General features: G+C 72.6%; 21 protein-coding genes and 3 pseudogenes. 17 read left to right on the plus strand and 7 right to left on the minus strand.

Features of this window, described 5'->3' with window-relative positions; all coding sequences use genetic code 11:
- Window positions 1-22: 22 nt before the first annotated feature.
- The 5 genes from IPL61_39675 to IPL61_39695 all read left to right on the plus strand — a co-directional run bounded on the left by IPL61_39675 (window position 23) and on the right by IPL61_39695 (window position 3,943).
- Complete coding sequence (locus IPL61_39675) at window positions 23-949, plus strand: metallophosphoesterase (protein ID MBK9037302.1); 927 nt, start codon at window positions 23-25, stop codon at window positions 947-949.
- A gap of 172 nt (window positions 950-1,121) precedes the next feature.
- Window positions 1,122-2,429 (plus strand): aspartate aminotransferase family protein, encoded by a 1,308-nt coding sequence (locus IPL61_39680; GenBank protein MBK9037303.1) that lies wholly within the window; start codon window positions 1,122-1,124, stop codon window positions 2,427-2,429.
- 4 nt (window positions 2,430-2,433) lie between these two features.
- Complete coding sequence (locus IPL61_39685) at window positions 2,434-3,141, plus strand: CDP-alcohol phosphatidyltransferase family protein (protein ID MBK9037304.1); 708 nt, start codon at window positions 2,434-2,436, stop codon at window positions 3,139-3,141.
- Between the two features lie 17 nt (window positions 3,142-3,158).
- Complete coding sequence (locus IPL61_39690; protein ID MBK9037305.1) at window positions 3,159-3,722, plus strand: CDP-alcohol phosphatidyltransferase family protein; 564 nt, start codon at window positions 3,159-3,161, stop codon at window positions 3,720-3,722.
- On the plus strand, window positions 3,719-3,943 hold the full coding sequence (locus tag IPL61_39695; protein MBK9037306.1) for a hypothetical protein: 225 nt from the start codon (window positions 3,719-3,721) through the stop codon (window positions 3,941-3,943). Before IPL61_39690 ends, IPL61_39695 begins: the two co-directional genes overlap by 4 nt.
- A gap of 57 nt (window positions 3,944-4,000) precedes the next feature.
- On the opposite strand, the gene IPL61_39700 is transcribed toward IPL61_39695, so the two are convergent.
- Window positions 4,001-4,255, minus strand: coding sequence for an acyl-CoA-binding protein (locus IPL61_39700; GenBank protein ID MBK9037307.1), 255 nt, complete (start codon window positions 4,253-4,255; stop codon window positions 4,001-4,003).
- Window positions 4,256-4,665: 410 nt separating this feature from the next.
- Between IPL61_39700 and IPL61_39705 the strand changes: the two genes are divergently transcribed.
- The gene (locus tag IPL61_39705) at window positions 4,666-5,292 is read left to right on the plus strand and encodes a hypothetical protein (GenBank protein ID MBK9037308.1); all 627 of its coding nucleotides are present in this window, start codon (window positions 4,666-4,668) and stop codon (window positions 5,290-5,292) included.
- Window positions 5,289-5,951, plus strand: coding sequence for a hypothetical protein (locus IPL61_39710; GenBank protein ID MBK9037309.1), 663 nt, complete (start codon window positions 5,289-5,291; stop codon window positions 5,949-5,951). Before IPL61_39705 ends, IPL61_39710 begins: the two co-directional genes overlap by 4 nt.
- Here the strand turns inward: IPL61_39710 and argS are convergent, their stop codons facing one another.
- Complete coding sequence (gene argS, locus IPL61_39715) at window positions 5,952-7,682, minus strand: arginine--tRNA ligase (GenBank protein MBK9037310.1); 1,731 nt, start codon at window positions 7,680-7,682, stop codon at window positions 5,952-5,954. It lies immediately after the preceding gene.
- Between the two features lie 172 nt (window positions 7,683-7,854).
- Here argS and IPL61_39720 point away from each other — a divergent pair, with 172 nt between their 5' ends.
- The gene (locus IPL61_39720; GenBank protein MBK9037311.1) at window positions 7,855-8,838 is read left to right on the plus strand and encodes a response regulator; all 984 of its coding nucleotides are present in this window, start codon (window positions 7,855-7,857) and stop codon (window positions 8,836-8,838) included.
- 156 nt (window positions 8,839-8,994) lie between these two features.
- Here the strand turns inward: IPL61_39720 and IPL61_39725 are convergent, their stop codons facing one another.
- Window positions 8,995-9,630: a hypothetical protein gene (locus IPL61_39725; GenBank protein ID MBK9037312.1), complete on the minus strand. Its 636-nt coding sequence runs from the start codon at window positions 9,628-9,630 to the stop codon at window positions 8,995-8,997.
- 273 nt (window positions 9,631-9,903) lie between these two features.
- Window positions 9,904-11,505, minus strand: a complete 1,602-nt coding sequence (locus IPL61_39730) for a DUF3943 domain-containing protein (GenBank protein ID MBK9037313.1) — start codon at window positions 11,503-11,505, stop codon at window positions 9,904-9,906.
- Between the two features lie 389 nt (window positions 11,506-11,894).
- Between IPL61_39730 and IPL61_39735 the strand changes: the two genes are divergently transcribed.
- The 9 genes and pseudogenes from IPL61_39735 (at window position 11,895) to IPL61_39775 (ending at window position 18,322) form a co-directional block, all read left to right on the plus strand.
- The gene (locus tag IPL61_39735) at window positions 11,895-12,401 is read left to right on the plus strand and encodes a hypothetical protein (GenBank protein MBK9037314.1); all 507 of its coding nucleotides are present in this window, start codon (window positions 11,895-11,897) and stop codon (window positions 12,399-12,401) included.
- 86 nt (window positions 12,402-12,487) lie between these two features.
- Window positions 12,488-12,659: pseudogene (locus IPL61_39740) on the plus strand (IS66 family transposase).
- Between the two features lie 165 nt (window positions 12,660-12,824).
- Complete coding sequence (locus IPL61_39745) at window positions 12,825-13,445, plus strand: TetR/AcrR family transcriptional regulator (protein ID MBK9037315.1); 621 nt, start codon at window positions 12,825-12,827, stop codon at window positions 13,443-13,445.
- A complete protein-coding gene (locus tag IPL61_39750) occupies window positions 13,442-13,879 on the plus strand; it encodes a hypothetical protein (protein ID MBK9037316.1) in 438 nt (145 codons plus the stop codon). The genes IPL61_39745 and IPL61_39750 overlap by 4 nt, the downstream gene beginning before the upstream one ends.
- Complete coding sequence (locus IPL61_39755) at window positions 13,876-14,301, plus strand: hypothetical protein (GenBank protein ID MBK9037317.1); 426 nt, start codon at window positions 13,876-13,878, stop codon at window positions 14,299-14,301. Before IPL61_39750 ends, IPL61_39755 begins: the two co-directional genes overlap by 4 nt.
- Window positions 14,298-14,715, plus strand: a pseudogene (locus IPL61_39760) (hypothetical protein). Before IPL61_39755 ends, IPL61_39760 begins: the two are co-directional and overlap by 4 nt.
- Window positions 14,712-15,227, plus strand: coding sequence for a cytochrome b/b6 domain-containing protein (locus tag IPL61_39765; GenBank protein MBK9037318.1), 516 nt, complete (start codon window positions 14,712-14,714; stop codon window positions 15,225-15,227). The pseudogene IPL61_39760 and the gene IPL61_39765 overlap by 4 nt, the downstream one beginning before the upstream one ends.
- Window positions 15,228-15,604: 377 nt before the next feature.
- A pseudogene (locus IPL61_39770) lies at window positions 15,605-16,003 on the plus strand (hypothetical protein).
- 777 nt (window positions 16,004-16,780) lie between these two features.
- Window positions 16,781-18,322: an MFS transporter gene (locus tag IPL61_39775; GenBank protein ID MBK9037319.1), complete on the plus strand. Its 1,542-nt coding sequence runs from the start codon at window positions 16,781-16,783 to the stop codon at window positions 18,320-18,322.
- On the opposite strand, the gene mtnC is transcribed toward IPL61_39775, so the two are convergent.
- The 3 genes from mtnC to mtnB are packed head-to-tail and all read right to left on the minus strand — an operon-like array spanning window position 18,311 to window position 20,207.
- Window positions 18,311-19,018, minus strand: a complete 708-nt coding sequence (mtnC, locus tag IPL61_39780; protein MBK9037320.1) for an acireductone synthase — start codon at window positions 19,016-19,018, stop codon at window positions 18,311-18,313. The genes IPL61_39775 and mtnC overlap by 12 nt on opposite strands.
- Entirely contained in the window at window positions 19,015-19,572 is a 558-nt protein-coding gene (locus IPL61_39785; protein ID MBK9037321.1) for a cupin domain-containing protein, read from the minus strand. Before IPL61_39785 ends, mtnC begins: the two co-directional genes overlap by 4 nt.
- Window positions 19,560-20,207 (minus strand): methylthioribulose 1-phosphate dehydratase, encoded by a 648-nt coding sequence (gene mtnB / locus IPL61_39790; protein MBK9037322.1) that lies wholly within the window; start codon window positions 20,205-20,207, stop codon window positions 19,560-19,562. The genes IPL61_39785 and mtnB overlap by 13 nt, the downstream gene beginning before the upstream one ends.
- Between the last annotated feature and the right edge of the window lie 19 nt (window positions 20,208-20,226).

Consider the following 20,226-nt stretch of genomic DNA (forward strand, 5'->3'; position numbering starts at 1 on the left):
TGGTCCGGCGTACATCGGCAGGATGCGGCTCGCGCACTGCTCCGACCTGCACCTGTTGTCGCTCGACGGGGCGCGCGCGCTCGACTACCTGAACAAGCGGTGGATCGGGCGGATGAACCTGATCACCAGCCGCAGCCGCCACTACCACACGGCCGCCTTCGACCACATGGTCGAGGATCTCAACGCCCAGCAGATCGATCACGTGATCTGCACCGGCGACGTCACCAACCTGGCGCTGCCGGGCGAGTTCCGGTTCGCGCGCGCGCGCTTCGATCGCCTGCGCCACGGCACCGACGGCGTCACCGTGCTGCCCGGCAACCACGACGCGTACATCGAGGCCGGCACCCAGCACTTCGCCGAGGCGTTCGGCGACTACGCCACCAGCGACGACGGCTGGGCGTGGCCGACCGAGGGCGCGCCGACCCTGGCCGATCGCTGGCCGATCGTGCGGGTGCGCGGCGAGCTGGCGCTGATCGGCCTGTCGACCAGCATGCAGACGCCGTGGTTCACCGCCTACGGTCGCGTGGGTGCCACGCAGCTTGCGCGCCTGCGCACCGCGCTCGCCGATCCGCGCCTCGCCGGCCTGTGTCGTGTCGTCGCGATCCACCACCCACCCGCCGGCAAGCGCGCGGCGTCGGCGATCCGCGGGCTCAAGGATCGCGCCGAGTTCGCTGCGGTCATCAAGGACTGCGGGGCCGACGTGATCATCCACGGTCACGAGCATCGGAACATGAAGGAATCGTTGGATGGTCCGTCCGGCACCATCGACGTGCTCGGCATTCAATCAGGCACTTACGAGGCGGGTCACCCAGATCGGACCGCTCGCTACCGCATCTTCGAGATCTCGGCCGGCCGGGTGGTCGGACAGGCGCTTCGAGTCTGGCACCGAGATCGCAGTGTGTTCGAGGCAGATGAACACGCCAGCTCCCCGGTCGCCGCAAGTGCCTGAGATTCGCCGCGAGGCGTCATCGCCGGATGGCCTGCCCATGTCACCAACTGGTGACATCTACGTAACTGCTCAACTTGACAACGATTCGCCGGCTGCGATACCGCTTGGCGCCCCTGCCTCCGGGGGCAGCCCGTCCGCGCTCGTGCGCGCGCTCAGCCGACAAGGATCCGCAGTGACTCAGCCGACCCTCACCGCCGCCGAAGCTGACGAGATCATCGCCAAGGACGAGCAGTACATCATGCGTCCGTGGACTCACCCCAAGGGTGAGCCGGTCATCGTCGCGCGAGCCAAGGGCTGCGTCATCACCGATGTCCACGGCAAGGACTACCTCGACTTCACCGCGGGCTACTTCGTCAACAACGCGGGCCACTGCCACCCGCGCATCGTCGAGGCCGCCACCCAGCAGCTGACCCAGGTGCTGCAGGTCTCGGGCAAGCACGGCACCATCCCGGCGATCCTGCTCGCCGAGCGCCTGGTCAACCTGCTGCCGAGGTCGATCAACCAGGCGTTCTTCTCGACCGGCGGCTCCGAGGCCAACGAGTTCGCGCTCAAGATGGCGCGGCAGGCGTCGGGCAAGACCGACGTCGCCTACCTCGAGAACGCGTACCACGGGCTCAGCCTCGGCGCGCTCGAGGTCACCGCCAGCGAGAAGTACCGCGACAGCGCCGGCAAGCCGCTCGGCGATCACACCTACGCCATCCCGAACGCGTACTGTTACCGCTGCAAGTTCGGGCCGGCCACGACCTGCAAGGTCGAGTGCCTCGACGGCGTCGACGCGCAGTTCACCGCGCGCCCGGCCGGCGCGATCCTGGCCGAGCCGATCCAGTCGGTCGGCGGCCTGGCGCCGCCGACGAAGTGGTGGGATCGCCTCGACGCGCTCCGCAAGAAGCACGGCATGCTGCTGGTGATCGACGAGGTCCAGACCGGGCTCGGCCGCAGCGGCAAGATGTTCGGCCTCGAGCACTACGGCCTCGAGCCCGAGATCGTCTCGGGCGGCAAGGGCCTGTCGGGCGGCGTCGGCTCGCTGGCGATGACCTGCGCCGGCACCGGCGTGATCTCGAAGTTCTTCGGCGGCACGACCCCGACCTCGGGCGGCAACGCGGTCTCGGCCGCGGCCGGCATCGCGCTGATCGAGACGCTCCTCGACGAGGGCATGATCGACAACGCCGCCGCGATGGGTCGGCACTTCACCGAGGCGGCGTGGGCGCTGCGCGACCCGTGGATCGGCGACGTCCGCTTCACCGGCCTGCTCGGCGGCATCGAGCTGGTCGCCGACCGGGACTCGAAGGCGGTCCTGCCCAAGCCGGCGCTGGCGGCGATCAAGGACGCGCTCCACGACGCCGGCATGCTGATCACGATGAGCGGCACCCACGGCAACGTGCTGCGGCTGCAGCCGCCGCTGGTCGTGACCGCGGCGCAGATCGACACGTTCCTCGCCACGCTGGCCGAGGTGCTGACCGCCGTCCGCGCGGCCGGGTGAGCCCATGAACCTCTTCGCCGTCCGCAAGCACCTCGACAAGGTCCTCCACCCCGTGGTCGCGACGATCGCGCGGCTGCCGATCCACGCCACCCAGTGGACGGTGTTCGGCGCGGCGCTCGGCGCCGCCTGCGGCGTGGCGCTGTTCTACGGCCACTGGTGGACCGGGTTCGCGCTCTTGCTCGTGCGCGGCCTGATCGATCACATCGACGGGTTCCGGGCGCGCAACTACAACGAGCGGTCGACCTTCGGCGCGGTCATGGACGACGTCGTCGACCGCTGGACCCTGGGCGTCGCGTTCGCGGGCGGCTGCATCGCGGTGTCGTACGACTACCCGCACGCGCTGATCGTCATGGGCGTCGGCATCACCGGCGCGCTGACCAACGTGATCATCAAGCTGTCGGTCTACGCCGAGGCCCAGCAGGACATCTGGCGCGAGAAGGGCAAGATCGGCCACCCGATCGACGTGGTCGGGCTGTTCGGCTCGGCCGAGTTCATCATCTACTTCGGCACCGGGCTGTTCTTCACCGCGCTGCTCCACGACCTCCGGCCGATGCTGGCGGGCGCGTGGGCGGTCGCGATCATGTCGCACGTGTCCTTGCTGCAGCGGATCGCGTTCGCGTTCACGCGCTACCGCCGGGTCGACCCGGCCGGGCGGCCGCTGCCCGAGGAGCCGCCGCCCGACGCCCCCGACACCGTCGACGCGGTGCCCTAGCCACCACCAGGATCACGATGGCCGGAAACATCAACCCCGCCAACGCCGTCACGGCGTCGCGGTTCCTCACGCTGCCGCCGTTCGTGTGGGCGGTCGACCACGGCTACCAGCAGTACGCGACCTTGTTCCTGATCGTGTGCGGCGTGCTCGACCTGTTCGACGGCGCGGTCGCGCGCGCGTTCAAGTGCCAGACCCCGTTCGGCGAGATGTTCGACGCGATCGCCGACGCGCTCTGCTACGGCTTCGCGATGATCGTGGTCACCGCCTACGGCTGGGTGCCGTGGCCGCCGGTGGTCATCATCGTCGCGCTCGGCGCGATCAACATGGTCCTGCGGGCGGTCTACGCCAAGCGCGCCGGCCGCACGACCAACTACCAGAGCCACGCGATGGAGCGGCTGGTCGCCTACGCCGCCTACCTCGGCGCGTTCGGCACCAACAACTACCAGCCCACCTACTTCTTCTGGGTGTTCGCCGCGCTGATGACCGTGGTCATGATCCACGACACCAAGCGCATGGCGTTCGACCCGATCCCCGGCGCGGCCGCGGCCCCGACCGGCCCGGCCCTGGAGGCGGCGTCGTGAGCAGCGAGCTGGTCTCGGCCGAGGCGTACAACTGGTTCCTGTCGACGGTCATCGGCGGCGCCGCGACCTACTGGATCGGCATCGACAGCTACCGCCTCAAGAAGGCGCTCGGCGGCGATCGCGCCGATCCGGCGATCCGCGATCGGATCTTCGGCTCGGTGGTCGGCATCGTCGTCGGGTGCGTCGGCGTGGTCGGCGTGATCCTGCACCACACCCGCTGACCGCGGCCGGTCAGCGCGGCGGCCAGCGCCCCGCGGTCACGCGCCGGCCACCGCCGGTCAGCGAGCGTGGCGGTCGACCAGCTCGACGTACGCGGTCATCGCCGCGTCCTTGGTCATGCCCTTGCGCCCGGCCCACGCGTCGTACTTGGCGCGGCCGCGCAGGTCGAGCATGCCCGGCCGGCCGCCGCTGACGTCGCCGACCGTGGCCTGCTTGAACAGCGCGTACATCGCGAGCATGACGTCGTTGCCGAGCCCCGTGACCGGCTTGATGCGGGCCTGGGCGTCGACGAACCGGGCGGCGAGATCGCTCATGCGCGCACTCTACGACGGCCCGACGACACTTCGCTCGGAGCCGGAGCCGGAGCCGGAACCGGAGCCGGAGCCGGAGCCGGAGCCGGAGCCGGAGCCGGAGCCGGAGCCGGAACCGGAGCCGGAGCCGGAGCCGGAGCCGGAGCCGGAGCCGGAGCCGGAGCCGGAGCCGGAGCCGGAGCCGGAGCCGGAGGCCGGAACCGGAGCCGGAGCCGGAGCCGGAGCCGGAGCCGGTGCCGGACCCGGAGCCGGAGCCGGAGCCGGAGGTCGGAGCCGGAGCCGGAGCCGGAGCCGGAGTCGGAGCCGGAGCCGGAGCCGGAGCCGGAGCCGGAGCCGGAGCCGGAGCCGGAGCCTTCGTTCTCCAGCGTGGATGACCACGCGGCGCGCGGGCGGGCGTGGCATGCTGGTCGCACATGCGCGCGCGCTCGCCGTCGTTGTCGCTGATCGTCGGGCTGGCCGCCTGCCACGCGTCGAAGCCGGCCGCGTCGGGCGGGGCGCCACCCCCGCAGCCGGTCGCGGCGCGGCCGGTGCCGATGGCCGCGGCCCTGACGCTCGACGACACGCGGCTCTACAAGGAGCGTGCGCGCGACATGAGGGACGAGGGCGTCAGCCCCGCGCCGCCGATCGTCGTGGCCCACAATCGCGTCCGCGCCGAGCACTGCGCGCCGCCGCTGGTGTGGTCCGACGCGCTCGCCGCCGAGGCCGAGGCCTGGGCCCAGCACCTCGCCGCCTCCGGCTGCGCGTTCGAGCACTCGCGGTCCGAGCACGGCGAGAACCTCGCGGCCGGCACCGCCGGCGCGCTCGACCCCGACGCCGTCGTCGCCATGTGGGCCCGCGAGGAGGACCACTACGACTGGCGCCGCCCGGGCTTCGGGATGAAGACCGGCCACTTCACGCAGGTGGTCTGGAAGGACACGATCGCCGTCGGCTGCGCGGTCGTCACCTGCGGCAGCCTCGACACCTGGGTCTGCAACTACGATCCGCCCGGCAACGTCGAGGGCGACTTCCCGCTCAACGTCGCCGCGCGAGGCTGCCAATGACCGCCGCCCGCCCACCGCGCCGCGCCAGTCCGGCCGCGCCGCGACGCCGCGCGATCGCGGCGGCGCTGCTCGCCGCCGGCGCGGTCGGCGCATGCTCGCCGCCCGCCCACCGCCAGGTGCGCGACGAGCGCGTGCTGCGGGAGGAGCACGTCGAGGTCGAGCCGCCACCGCCGCCGCCGCCGCCGCCGCCCGCCGACGACCTCGAGCGGGTCACGATGAAGGGCATCGTCGACGCGCCGCCGATCGTCACCGCCCACAACCGCGTCCGCGCCGAGCACTGCGCGCCGCCGCTGGTGTGGTCCGACGCGCTCGCCGCCGAGGCCGAGGCCTGGGCCCAGCACCTCGCCGCCGCGGGCTGCGCGTTCGAGCACTCGCAGTCGGAGCACGGCGAGAACCTCGCGGCCGGCACCGCCGGCGCGCTCGACGCCGACGCCGTCGTCGCCATGTGGGCCCGCGAGGAGGACCACTACGACTGGCGCCGCCCGGGCTTCGGGATGAAGACCGGCCACTTCACGCAGGTGGTCTGGAAGGACACCGTCGCGGTCGGCTGCGCGGTCGTCACCTGCGGCAGCCTCGACACCTGGGTCTGCAACTACGACCCGCCCGGCAACGTCGAGGGCGACTTCCCGCTCAACGTCGGCGCCCACGGCTGCCGGTAGCTACATCCGTCGGACCTCGCCGAGGCCGAGCAGGGCCAGGCCGCGGGTCAGCGCGCGCTTGACCGCGTGGACCAGCGCCAGGCGCGCCCGGCGGATCGCCAGGTCGTCGCAGAGCACGCGCAGCGCGGCGTCGTCGTTGCCGAGCGCGTACCAGCGCGAGAAGTCACCGGCGAGCTCGAGCAGGTAGTGCGCCACCACGTGCGGCTCGCAGTTTTCGGCGGCCCGGACCACGTAGTCGCCGAAGTCGAGCAGCCGCCGCGCGACCGCCCACTCGGCGTCGTGGGTGAGCAGCGCCAGATCGGCCGCGCCGTCGACGACCTCGCCGGCCTTGCGCTCGATGTTCCAGCACCGGGCCAGCGTGTAGTGCAGGTACGGGCCCGAGTCGCCCTGGATCGAGACGACCTTGTCCCAGTCGAAGTCGACGTCGCGATCGCGCTGCGGCAGCACGTTGGCGAAGACGACCGCGCCGACCCCGACGGTCTGCGCGGTGGCCTCGACCTCGGCGGCCGGCAGGTCCGGGTTCTTCTCGACGATGATGGCGCGGATGCGGTCGACGGCCTCGGCGATCACGTCGGTGAGCAGGAACCGCCCCGCCTCGCCGCCGACGGGCGCGGCCCGGGTCGACGTCTTCTTGCCGCCGAACCGCACCAGGCCGAACGGCACGTGCTGGCACCGGCTGGCCCAGTCGAAGCCCAGCAAGCCCAGGCACGCGAACAGCTGCTTGAAGTGCAGGCCCTGGCCGCGATCGACCACGTACAGCGACCGCGCGAACTGGTACGCGCGCCAGCGGTACAGCGCCGCCGCCAGATCGCGGGTCGCGTAGAGCGTGGTCCCGTCGGTGGTCTTGATCAGCATCGGCATCTTCTCGCCGGGGATCTCGACCACCTGCGCGCCCTCGCTCTCGCGCAGCAGATCCTTGGCGACCAGGAGGTCGAGGATCTCGGGCATCTTGTCCTCGTAGAACGACTCGCCGCGGGCGTCGTCGAACGCGACGCCGAGGACGCGGTAGACCGCCTCGAACTCCGCCAGCGACACGTCGCGGAACTGCTTCCAGCGCGCCCGCGCGCCCGGCTCGCCGTCCTCGAGGCGCTTGAACCAGGATCGGGCCACGGCGTCGAGGCCGTCCTCGACCTTCATCGCGGCCCGGAACCGGACGTACAGATCGTTGAGCGCGGTGACGTCGATCGTCGGGTACTCGCTGCCCCAGCGCTCGTAGGCGGCGAGGAGCATCCCGTGGGTCGTGCCCCAGTCGCCGAGGTGGTTGATGCGGACCACGCGGTAGCCGAGCGCCTCGTGCAGCTGCACCAGCGCGTGGCCGAGCATGGTCGAGCGGATGTGGTGGTAGGCCAGGTGCTTCGAGATGTTGGGCGACGAGTAGTCGACGCACACGACCGCGCCGTCGCCGAGGTCGGGCACCAGGCGTGCGCGCGCGCAGGCGGCGTCGATCGCGACGCCGAACGCCGCGACCCGATCGACCTTGACGTTGACGAACGGCCCGGTCGCGGTGACGTCGGCGATGATGCCAGCGCGCGGCAGATCGCGGGCGATCCGCGCGGCCAGCGCCGGCGGCGCTTCCTTGGTGCGCTTGGCCAGCGCGAACACCGGGATGGCGAAGTCGCCGAGCTCGGGGCGCGGCGGCGGATCGACCTTGACGTCTTCGACGGTGACGCCCGTGAGGGCAGCGACGGCGCGGGCGATCTCGGCAGCGCAGGGGTTTGCGGGGGCGGCCATGGCGCGCGCAATCTAGCCCAAAACCGCCGCAGCGCCCCACCCCGCTGGGGAAAACCCTAGCGGATTCAAGGTGCTCCAAATTGACCGTGACCGCGGGACTGTGTTACCAAACGATCGTCAACCCTGGGGTTTAGCGCACCTCGTGCACCCTGGTTCCGGAGGAACGGCATCGATGAGCAAGGTCATTCTCTGCGCCGATGACAGCGTCACCATGCAGACGGTGGCGGAGATCACCTTTCGCGCGACCGAGTTCGGTTACGCGGGCGCGCGCTCGGCCGACGAGGCCGTCGACAAGGTCAAGGCCCAGCGCCCGGTGCTGGTCCTCGCCGACGCGGTGATGCCCGGCAAGACCGGCTACGACCTGTGCCACGCGCTCAAGTCGGACCCCGCCACCGCCGACATCCCGGTGGTGATCCTGTGCGGCAACTCGGCGCCCTACGACGGCGCCAAGGGCGCGCAGGTCGGCGCCGACGGCAGCCTGACCAAGCCCTGGGATACCCAGGTGATGCTCGACAAGGTCGCCGAGATCCTCGACAAGGTCGCCGCGACCGGCGTCGCCCGGGCCGCCGGCAAGGCCGCCGCGGCGCCCGCGTCGACGCCCGCGATCCCCGCGCCGACGCCGATCCCGGTCGCGCCGCCGCCGGTCGTGGCCGCCGCGCAGCCCAAGGTCGCGCCGCCGCGCTCGGCGACCATCATGGGCATGCCGACGATCAAGATGCCGGGTCCAGCGCCGGTCGCGCACACCCCCGCGCCGGTCGCTGTCGCGCCCGCGCCACGCCCTGGCTCGGCGACGGGTCCGGTCGCGCAGGCGCCGGTCGCGCACGCACCGGTGGCCCACACGCCGGTGGCCGCGCCGGCGACGATGCGCGGCGTCGCGCCGATCGCCGTCCCGGTGGCGCAGTTCTCGACCAGCCGCGCGCCGATGGTCGCCGGGTCGCCGACCAAGCGGTCGATCCTGGTCGAGCACACGCTCGCGAAGATGGGCGAGCGCCTCGCCGAGCTGTCGGGCCTCGCGCCCGGCTCGCCCGAGCTGGCCGCGCTGGTCAAGCTGTCGTCGGAGATCGTCGAGCGCGTGGTCTGGGAGGTCGTGCCCGACCTCGCCGAGACGATCATCCGCGAGCACGTGGCCGACCTGGCGACGAAGCGCGCGAACTGATATCGAGGGTTTTTCGAAGCGACCCAGGCAGGTGTAGGGGACTCCTGGGTGGGAGGATCGGCGGACACCAGGAGGTCAGGGCCCGGATCCGGAGCCGGGCGCCGGCTAGCTCACGATCGGCTGACACCCGGGCGCCGGAGCCGGGCGCCGGCTAGCTCACGATCGGCTGACACTCGCGGCGGCGCGCGCGTCTCGCGCCGCGAGGTCGAGGGCGGCCTGGTCCCGGCACGCGTGGAACTCCGCTGGCGAAGCGGCCCGGGCGCAGGTCGCCTCGGCGCGCGCGACCAGGCGCGCACGGTCAGCCCGCCGCCGCGCCTCGGCGACCTCGGGGGCCTCGGGTCGGCGACGCCAGGCGAGGACGAACCGGACCTGGGCCAGCGGCCCTTGGCCCGCGGGCGGCGATGAGGTCAGCTGCAGGTGGACCCGCCCGTCGACGTCGACGCACACGCTGTGGGTAAGGACCTCGAGCGCCGTGGCGCCGTCCTCGTGGCCGTACCAACGCGTGGTCTCGGACAGCGGCGCGAGCGACACGCCGACGCCCTGCTCGACCGTCGCCGCGACCTCGACGCACTCGCCGGCGACCACGTCGAGCGGGTAGATCGTGCCGAGCACCGACCCGACGACCTCGGCCTCCCCGTCGGCGGGCCCGGGCAGCGCGGCCCGGACCCGGGCGAGGGTGTCCGCGGCCGCGGCCGCTGCTGGGGCGGATGGCGCCGACGGGGCGGCCCCAGTGACGGGCAGAACGCAGGCGGACGCGAGCGCGAGGACAGCGACGACGACGAGGCGGTGCATGTCCGGACGTGTCGCGAGCGGCGATCAGGTTCAGGGGACGGTGTCAACTTTGACAACTTTTCGGCTCCCCGCGCCCCCGGTCGCGCGGTCGCGCGGTCGCCGCGCTCGCCGGTCGCCGCGGTCGCCCAGTCACCGCCGATCCGCGCGTGGCGGGCGGGCATGAATCCGGGAGGGTCTGGAGGGGACGGTGTCAACTTTGACAACCTTGCGGTCGCCGCGGTCGCCGCCCCATCCGCGCGAGCCGACCCGCGACCGCGCCGGCCTCGAGGCGCGTCAGAACCCGAGCCGCACGCCACCCAGGTAGCGCTGCTCCTGGTCTGACTGCGTGGTCGCCTTCACCGTGCCGGAGCGCACCCGCGCTTCGATCGCCAGCTCGACCTCGAGCACCAGGTCGGGCCGCAGTTCGGCGCCGTACGCGACCCAGAACCGGCCCTGACTCCGCGAGTCCAGGAGCGCGTAGTCGTCGACGATGTCTTCCTGGTAGCGATCGGCGCCCTGGATCGAGCGGAACAGATCGAACTGGACCTCGATGCCAGCCTCGAGCCCATCGGCGCCGACCGCGAGGCCCCCGCGGCCGGTCACCCCGACCGCGTGGTGGTAGTTGTCCCGCAGGATGGTCGACCGGACCACCTCGTCGGGGACCTGGCGGCGGTGCTCGTCGATCGCATAGTTGCGCACGAAGCCGAAATTCCCGAGCACGTCGACGGCCGCGCGGCCGCGGATCCCCGCGCGATAGACCACGACGTCGACCATGGGACCGATGATGTGGGCGATCGCGAGACGATCCTTGGTCAGCGGGCCAGCGCGCCCGGTCGAGGCGTGAAAGCCGTACTCGTAGGCGCTGGCGAGGCCGTAGATGAGGTTGTAGCCGTCACCGGTCGCGGCCGAGATGTCCTTCCGGTGCCAGGCGATCACCCCGGCCCGCGCCCGGGCCTTGAAGTCCGTCAGGACGTGCTCGCCCCAGGTCGCCTCGACCTGCACGCGACTGAACGCGCTGTCCTTGTACAGCCGCGTGGCCCGCCCCGGCCGCTCGAAGTCTGGGATCATGATGACCTCGGTCTCGAGCCCGACCCGGAGGATGCGCTGGGCGTCCGCGGCGCCGGTGGCCTGCTGCGCTCCGGCGGCGACGTAGGACCTGAAGCGATGCCAGAGCGTGTCGTCGAGACCGATGCTGTCCAGCCGGCGCGACCGCCAGCGCGGCTTGCGATCGATCGAGTCCAGGAGCCCTCGTCCGCCGCTGAGCGCGTTGCCCGCGATCAGATTGAACCAGTTCGAGTCGCTGCGGAGGAAGAAGACGCCGAGTTGAGAGAACGACTCCCCGATCACCGCGCCCGCGCGCGGCGTCATGATCAGGTCATTGAGGCTGACCGTCTCCCGGAACTCGCCGAGCAGCTCCCAGGCGCCCGACAAGACCAGCGCCACCGAGTACGCCTCGAGCGCGGAGAACCCGTTGCTGCGCGCGAGCAGGTACGTCGTCGCGCCCTGGGCCGGGTGCCGCCACGCATTGACGTCGAACATGTTGTCATCGAAGCGCCACGCGTCGAGCGTCACGAAGCGCGCCCGGACGTTGCGCCAGTCCACCGCGTAGGCGAAGTCGACCTTGTTGGCGTCGTAGTCGCTCCAGTAGTAGGCCTCCATGGCCGCGAACAAGACCGCGTCGGCCGCGAGCATCCGCAGCCAGTGGCGGTCCCGCGGCCAGGGCCCGCCGGGGACGGGGTCGACCTCACCGGCGGCGGGCCCGGACGCCAGCGCAAGCGCCGGGGCGATCGCGGCGGTGCGGTTCGCGTCCGGTCGCGCCTCGTCGACGTCGGGGCCGTCGCCCGCTTCCGCAGGCCGACCCCAGCCGCCGACGACGCCCACGGCGATCGCGATCACGACGGCGAGACGACGATGTGGACTCATCTGGCTGGCCGCACGATCGCAGTTCTCGCGGCCCAGGTCACGGCCGTTGCGCGCTCAGCGGGGCGAGCCCGGACCGCCCCGCGCCCGTGGGAAGGCGCCGTTCGTCGACCCGCGGAGCAGCGCTTCGCCCCGGATGCCCGCCGCCCCATGGGGGCAGGGCGCGTCACGCCCCGCGGTTGGTGTATACGACGTGAGCGATGAACCGCCGCGCCGCGCCCCTCATGGTCGCCCTCGCCATGTCGGTGCTACTCGGGGAGCCGGGCGAGCCCGCCGCCGCGCCGCGGGGGCCAGTGGCGGCGGCCGGTCGTGCGGCGCCGTCCGTGACGCCTGCTGGCCCGACGCCGGGCCGAGCCTGGCGCTTCGTGGCGAGCGCCGTGTTCGGCGTGCGCGGCGACCAAGGCGGGCTCCACGTCGCTGGCCTCCGGCTCGTGTGGTCGGCCGGCCTCATGACTCGCTCGGTCGACGTCGTGGTGTCCCTCGACCGACAGATCGGCGCCGGAGACCGCGTCCTCGACTCCGAAGGCAACCCGGCCACGTGGTCGGAGTGGCTCGCGTCGGCGCGGGTCGGCCACCGCTTCGCGCTCGGCCCTGACCTGTGGCTGCGAACCACTGCCGGGCTGTCGCTGGTGCACGCCGACGTGACGGGCACGGTGATGGGCACCACCAGCGCCTTCGACGTCGGGCGGTCCAACCTGGGCCTCGACGCCGTGGTCGCGATCGCGTGGAGGACCGGCCGGGTCGCGTCCAGCCTGGTCACCGGCGTGACCGCCGTGCCGCTCGGCCAGGAGCTGGTGGTCGGGACCGGCCGGTTCGTCTTGCCGCCGCGCCTCGAACCGTGGATAGGGCTCGGCGCCGGCCTGGTCTTCTGAGCTTCCCATCGCTGTTCGACTACTGGCACGGCGCCAAGGAGGGCAAGCTCGACCACGCGACGTTCCTCGCGTGGATGGCGCCCGTGCGCGAGCTCCGCGCGTTCGTGCTGTGGCGCAAGCGCTGCTTCGGCACGCACAGCGACCGCGGCAACCTGTTCGCCGAACGCCTCATGACGGTGGCCCACACCGCCCGCAAGCAGCGCAAGGACGTGCTCCCGTTTCCTCACCGCCTGCTGCCAGGCGCGCCAAGGCGCACCGCGACGGCGCCCCCCCGCCGTTGCGGTTCGCGGCGGCGTAGGTCGTCACGCGGCGGCCGCCACGGCCATTGTGCGCCGCTAGCTCGCGGACCGAAACATATAGCAATTCCATAGACTTGTGCTCGCCATCTTGCCCGAAGGCAAGTAAGTGCTTACTCTCCTGCGTATGAGCGAGCCTCGGCGCACATCCTTGGATCGACAGGTCGAGCTGACCGACGCCGCGCTGCACATCATCGCGACCAAGGGCATCGCGGCCTTGAGCACGCGGAACCTCGCGGCGCAGGTCGGGCTCTCGACCGGCGCGATCTTCAGGCACTTCGCATCGCTCGAAGCGCTGCTCGACGCTGTCGTGACGCGCGTCGAAGCTGTTCTCGAGTCCACCTACCCGCCGTCGACGCTCCCCCCCGTTGAGCGTCTCGAACGCTTCGTCGAGGCTCGAAGCACCGCGGTGGGCAAGCAGCTCGGTATTCTGCGGCTCGTACTCTCGGAGCAGTTCCTGCTCGCGCTCCCGGAGAGCGGCTCGGTCCGCCTTGCGGCCTGCGTGCAAGAGACGCGCGCGTTCGTGCTCGAGTGCGTGCGCGAGGGCCAGGACGCAGGCGAGCTGCGCTCAGATCTCCCCGCCGAGACGCTCGCACCGATCGTCATGGGCACGGTGCAGATGCTCGCGCTCTCTCCCTCGAAGGCTCGGCAGCGAGATGCCGAAGCGCGCGCAGTTCTGGGCAGCCTGCTCGCGCTCCTCCGTTCGCCCGCTGTCGCTCCCACGTCGAGCAGAAAGAGTTCCCCATGATGCGTCTGATTCTCGCCTCCACTGTCGCGGTCGCTGCGCTGTCGCTTGGCGGCTGTGCCACGCAGTCCGCGGCGCAGCACCACGCACCCACGCTTGGCGGACCAGCAAGTCGCGTCGTCGAGCTCCCCGGCACGCCGAGCGCGGGCGAGCCGCGCGAAGTTCGGGTGCTCGTCGACGAGCCCGCGTTGAAGCTCGCGAGCATCGTGCTTCGGGCCGGCACCGTGCTGCCGACGCACCACTCCGAGGTGCCGGTGACGATCACGGCGCTTCACGGTAGCGGCACCGTGGTGGCCGGCGCCGAGCGGCTGCGCCTCGACCCCACACACGCGGTCGTCCTTGCGCCGAACGTTCCGCACTCCGTCGAGCCGGACACCGGGACCGACCTCGTGCTGCTCGTTCATCACCTCGGACGTGGAGAGGAGCATCACCAATGAAGACCGGTCGCTACAACGTCGGCGTGGGCCTGCTCGTCATGGCGGGCTTCATGCTCTACGGGTTCCTCCTCATCTACCTGCGTGACTTCGCGCCGGACAAGGAAGCCTGGGTCGCCAGCTACTCGGTTGGTAAGCACTTCGAGGCCCGCCTCGCGCACGTACACGGGAACCTGTTCGCGCTGCTCAACCTCGCGCTGGGGTTCGTGCTCGTGCGCCTCGCGGCGGCGAGTGACAGGGCGCGCACCGCGGCGGCCGGGCTCGGCCTCGCGGGCCTCCTGATGCCCGCCGGCATTCTCGGTGAGGTGTACCTCGGGCTCTCGCCGATCTTCGTGCTGCTCGGCGCCGTGTCGATGACGGCCTCCGTGGTGCTCACCGGCGTGCTCGCGCTGAAGCACTGGGGTGACGCAAGGAGCGCGACATGACCGGCGCGACGGGTTCCTATCCCCAACCACGCCTGAGGCTTGGCCGCTGGGCGCTCGGCGCGACAGCCGTCCTGTTCGGCGTCGCGACGTTGCTCGAGGGGGGACACGTCCTCTTCGGCGGCCCCGCCGCTCGACAGGAGGCCGGCAACGTCGTCTCGTTCGTGCTGCTGTTCAACTTCGGCGCGGGCTTCGCCTACGGTCGCACCCGCGGCGCTGCTCGGCCGGTCATGGGCCCCCTGGCTCGCCCGGACGCTTGCCGTCACGACGCTCGGGATCTTCGTCGCGCTCGGGGCGCACGTGCTCTCTGGTGATGCCTTCGAGTTGCGCACCATCATCGCCATGACCTTGCGCTCCGGGTTCTGGGTCACCCAGGCGCTGCTCCTGCCGCGCGTGCTCGATCGGAGGATGCCATGAAGGAACGTTGGTCCAACGCGAGCGTCGCGCTCCACTGGCTCGCTGCAGCACTCATCGTCGGACTGGCGACGGCAGGGTTCGTCATGACGGACCTTCCGGCTGACTCGAGCGGGCGGCTGCTCATCTCGCGGCTGCACACGCTCGGTGGGGCAACGCTTATGCTGCTCACGGTCGCGCGTCTCGTCGTCCGGCGACGCGGGCCAGCGGTGAGCCCACTGCCCGTCTCGGACCTGCACCGCCGAGGGGTCGGCGTGATTCACGCGCTCCTCTACGCGGTAACCTTTGGCATCGGCGCCAGTGGCTTCGTCACCGGGGCGCGAAGCGCGTGGCCGGACTACCTGCGAGGGCAGCTCGCGGAAGCCCCGGCGCTCGAGACGCTCGCGTCCCGTGAGGCGCATGAGGTGCTCGTCTTCGCGCTGCTCGGCCTCGTGCTGCTTCACGTGGGTGGCGTGATGCTCCAGCAGGTTCGCCAAGGTGGAGTGCTCAGGCGGATGGTGCCGTTCCTGAAGTGACCCTCCGCACCTCCCGGAGGACCGTCAACAGCGCGCTCGCTCACGTGCGAAGGGCTGAAGAAGGCGCGCTCAGCGCTGGGACATTCTGACGGGCCGTGGATAGTCCCAGGACGACCCTCCGCCCCTTCTTTCCCTTCTCGTCTTCAGTTCATCGACGGCTGCCTGCGCGAGGCCCAGGTCCAGGGCGAGATCGCCGCCCACCTCGACGCCATCATCCTGGGCTGGATCGTGCGGGGCACGCCCCAGGTCGCGGTCGCGTCGACCGCGGGACCGCGACCACCGGAGGCGCGCGCGCCCGAGGCGACCTGGACGGTGCTCGAGCACATGCTGCGCAGCCCGGCGGCCCCCCCCAGCCGACCACCACGATCGGACGCATCATGACCGCCGCATCCCCCAGCATCGCGCGCGCGCGCCGGCCCGCGTGGCTCCTCGTCGTCGCGGCGCTCGCGACCGCTTTCGGCGTCCTGACCTTGGTCGCCAGCAGCCGGGTCCTGCTCGGCTCCGCCGCCGCCCGGGCCGCCGAAGGCGACTACGTCCCGTTCGTCCTGTGGTTCAACTTCCTCGCCGGCTTCGCGTACGTCACCGCCGGCGTCGCGCTCGGGCTCGCGCGGCCATGGGCCGGGCGGCTCGCGCTCGGGATCGCCGTGTCGACCGCCCTGGTCTACGCCGCGTTCGGCGCCCACGTGCTGATGGGTGGGCGCTTCACCTCCCGCACCGCCCTGGCCATGGCCGTCCGGACGATCGTGTGGACCGGGATCGCCGTGCTGGCGTGCCGGCGCTTCGGGTGCGTCCGCCTGAAGCGGGCGCTGGCGGGGGCCGTGGTCGCGGCCCTCGTGATCGTCGGCGCCTCGACGTGCGGCGGCCCCGCCGAGACCGTGCGCGTGCACGCCGGCGCCGCCGGTGACGGCGCGACGGGACGCGCGCGCGCCCCCCGGATGTCGGTCAAGGACCACCGCGGGCGCGAGCTCGACGTCCCGATCCGTGGCCAGGTGACGGTCCTGTCGTTCGCGTCGAAGGCGACGGCCGATCAGGCCAGCGCCCGGTGTCGAGCGGTCCGCGTCGAGCACCCCGACGTCGCGATCCTCGAGTTCATGGACGTCTCGGGCGTGCCCGGCTTCCTGGCGGGCAAGGTCGACGGCAAGCTCGCCGAGCGCCACCGGACGATCGTCACCGACACCCGGGCGGCGTTCGCGGCCGCGCGCCGGGCCCCGCCCGACGACCTCGAGGATCGCATCCACATCGTCGCCGACTGGCACGCCGATGCGTTCCGAGCCTACGGCGCCACCGACGCCGACGACCAGGTCCAGATCGCCGTGATCGACGGGGCCGGCGGCCTGGTGTCGTTCTTCGCGTCGACGCCGACCGACGCCGAGGTCGCCGCCGCGGTGGGGCGCGCGACCGCGCCCCCGTGACGGCATGCCGGTCGGGGGACGGTGTCAACGTTGACAACCTTCGGTCGCCCGGGTCGCGCCGCCGATCCGCGCGTGGCGGGCGGGGATGAATCCGCGCGCGGGTGAGGCGCGCCCGCGGCGGTGCGTGGGATGCTGCGCGCGATGAGCGAGCCGGACGACGTGCGCGCGCGCGGGACGTGGATCGCGGCGGGGGACTGGGGGGCGTTCTTCGCGCTGGCGCTCGACAACCTGACCAACCTGGTGCTGCTGGCGTCGATCCTGGTCGGCGGGTTCGGGTTCCCGGCCGACGTGCTCGCGACCCGCATGATCCCCGGCACGGCGCTGGGCGTGATGGTCGGCGACCTCGCGTACACGTGGATGGCGATGCGCCTGCGCCACCAGACCGGGCGCGCCGACGTCACCGCGATGCCGCTGGGCCTCGACACGCCGTCGACGGTCGGCATGGCGGTCGCGGTGCTCGGCCCGACCTGGAAGATGACCAACGACGCGATCCTGACCTGGCAGGTCGGCATGGCGGTGATGGTGCTGATGGCGATCGTCAAGACCGCGGCCGCGTTCGCCGGCGACGCGATCCGCCGGGCCGCCCCGAGCGCCGGGCTGCTCGGCTCGATCGCCGGCGTCGGCATCGCGCTCCTGGGCGTGCTGCCGCTGCTCAACCTGTTCGACGCGCCGATCGCCGGCCTGGCCGCGCTCGGCGTCGTGCTGTACGCGCTGGTCGCGCGGCTGCCGCTGCCGCGCCGCCTGCCCGGCGCGCTGCTCGCGGTCGTCGTCGGCACCGCGCTCTACTACGCGCTCGGCGCCGCCGGCGCGCAGCCCGGGTTCCACGCGCCGCAGTTCGAGCTGACCACGGCCCTGCCGTGGCCGACGCTGGGCTTCCTCGACGGGCTCGACCGCGCGATCCACTTCCTGCCGCTGGCGCTGCCGTTCGCGCTGCTGACGGTGGTCGGCGGCATCAACGTCACCGAGAGCGCCCGCGCCGCCGGCGACGACTACCGCACCCGCGACGTCCTGCTGATCGAGGCCGGCGCGACGTTGCTCGCGGGGCTCACCGGCGGGGTCGCGCAGTCGACGCCGTACATCGGCCACCCGGCCTACAAGCGCATGGGCGCGCGCGCCGGGTACACGCTCCTGGCCGGCGTGTTCGTCGGCCTCGGCGGCGCGCTCGGGATCGTGCAGTTCCTGACCCAGGCCATCCCGGCCGCGGCGATCGCGCCGCTGCTCCTGTTCGTCGGCGTCGAGATCGTCGGGCAGGCGTTCGACGTGCCGCCGCGGCGGCACGCGCCGGCGGTGGTGCTGGCGATGCTGCCGTCGGTCGCCGAGCTCGGGCGCATCCTGATCACGATGGTCACCGGCGGCGCGCCGCTGGCCGGCGGCGCCGCCCACACCGGCCACACGGTCGACGTGATCGCCCACGGCTTCATCGTCACCGGCCTGCTCTGGGGCGCGATCGCCGCCGAGCTGATCGAGCGCCGCCCGGTGCGCGCCGCGATCTGGTGCGCGGTCGCGGCGGCGCTGGCGGCGATCGGCCTGATCCACTCGACCCTGCCGACCGGCGCGCTCTACTGGCCGTGGCACGCCGGCGCCCGCGAGAGCCTGACGCTCGCGGCGGCCTACGCCACGCTCGGCGCGATGTTCGTCCTCGGCAGCCGGGTCGCGCCGCTGGCGCCGGCGTCAGCCGAGTAGCTGATCGAGCGCGGTCACCGTCGGGAACCCGGCGGCGTCGGCGATGGGCGCGTTGCCGGGACGGAGCGACAGCACCCCGCGCAGGCCGGCGGCGCGCGCGGCGGCGAGCTCCTCGACGACATCGGACACGAACACGATCCGCGCCGGCGCGATCGCCAGGGCCGCGGCGATGTGCGCGTAGCTCGCGGGCGCGCGCTTGGGGCCGGTCGTCGTGTCGAACCAGGCCGTGAAGTGTGGCGTCAGATCGCCCGCGGCCGCGGCGTGCCGGTAGAGCAGCTGCTGGGCCGCGATCGAGCCCGACGAGTAGCTGGCGATCACCACACCATCGGCGCGCCACCGCGCCAGCGCCGGCGCTACGTCAGGGTAGAGCTCGGCGGTGACCACGCCGGCGTGGTAGCCGTCGCGCCAGATCATCCCTTGCAGCGCCTTGAGCCCGGTCGACTTGCGATCGCGCGCCATCAACCACTGGCCGTAGGCCGCGAGGTCGCCGTCGGGGGCGCCGGGCTCGCGCTCGGCGGCCCGCTCGCGCGCCAGCAGCGCCAGCGCCGCCCGGACCTCGGGCGCGTCGGCGTTGGCCGCCAGGAACTCGTCGAGGTGCGCCGCCGCGTACGGGAACAGGACCTCGTGCACGAACGCGATCGGCGCGGTCGTGCCCTCGATGTCGAGGACGACGGCGTCGAAGCTGCGCGCGGTCATGGCGTCGGCGGCAGCTCGGCCGGCCCCAGGCACAGCGGCTGGTAGCGCGCGTCGGCGCCGCTGTCGGTGTAGCGCGGGGTCCAGCCGGCCGGATCCTGGAACAGCCGGATCGCGCGGACGCGACGCTCGCCGCACAAGTCGAACCAGTGGTGGGTGCCGCGCGGCACCCGCAGCAGATCGCCGGCGACGACCTCGACCGCGACCACCTCGCCGTCGACCGGGTGCAGGTGGAACAGCCCGCGCCCGGCGACGATGAACCGGACCTCGTCCTCGTCGTGCCAGTGCTCGCGGCAGAACTTCGCCAGCATGACGTCGAGGTCGGGCGTGGTCGGGTGCAGCTCGATGACGTCGGCGGTGACGTAGCCGCCCGAGGCCTTCAGGCGCTCGATCGCGTCGGCGTAGGCGGCGAGCACGTCGGCCGCGGGCGCGTCGGCGGCCAGCGGCCGGTCGCTGGCCCAGCGCTCGTAGGTGACGCCGATCGCGGCGAGCGCCGCGGCGATCGCGTCGGGGTCGGTGAGCTCGCGACCGGAGTCGCGCAGGGTCAGACGGGCCATGGTTCACCTCGCGCGGAGAATCGCTCGATCACCTCGAACAGGAACTCGAACACCTCGACGTGGCGCTCGGCCACGGCCAGGTCGGGGCCCCAGGTGTACAGGCCGTGGCCGGCCACGAGCACGCCGTGGCTGTGGCGGTGCTCGTCGACGGCGCGCCCGAGCGCGGCCGCCAGCGCCGGCAGGTCCTGGGAGTTGTCGATCACCGGCACCACCTCGCGGTGGTGGTGGCTGGTGACGCCGGCCAGGCCCTTGAGCATCTCGAGCCCGGTGATCGTCAGCGCCCCGGCGTCGGCGCCGCGCAGCGACGCCAGCGTGTTCCAGACCGAGTGCACGTGCAGGATCGCGCCGGCGCCGCGCCCGGCCAACGCGACGTGCAGCGCGGTCTCGGCCGACGGCCGGCCGCGCCCGCCGACCTGGGCGCCGTCGGCGTCGACCAGCACCAGCTCGTCGGCCGTGGCGTGGCCCTTGTCGACGCCGCTCGCGGTGATCAGCAGGCGCCGCGGCGGGCCCGGCACGACCACGCTCATGTTGCCGCCGGTGCCCGGCGCCAGCCCCCGGGCATGCAGCCGCCGCACCACCGCCACCAGCGCGGCGGCGGGGTCGTCGGTCGAGGTGGGGCGCGGCAGCTCGCTCATGGCGTCGGCGACAGCGGGC

It is taken from the genome of Myxococcales bacterium, from assembly GCA_016717005.1.
Taxonomy (GTDB): domain Bacteria; phylum Myxococcota_A; class Polyangia; order Haliangiales; family Haliangiaceae; genus UBA2376.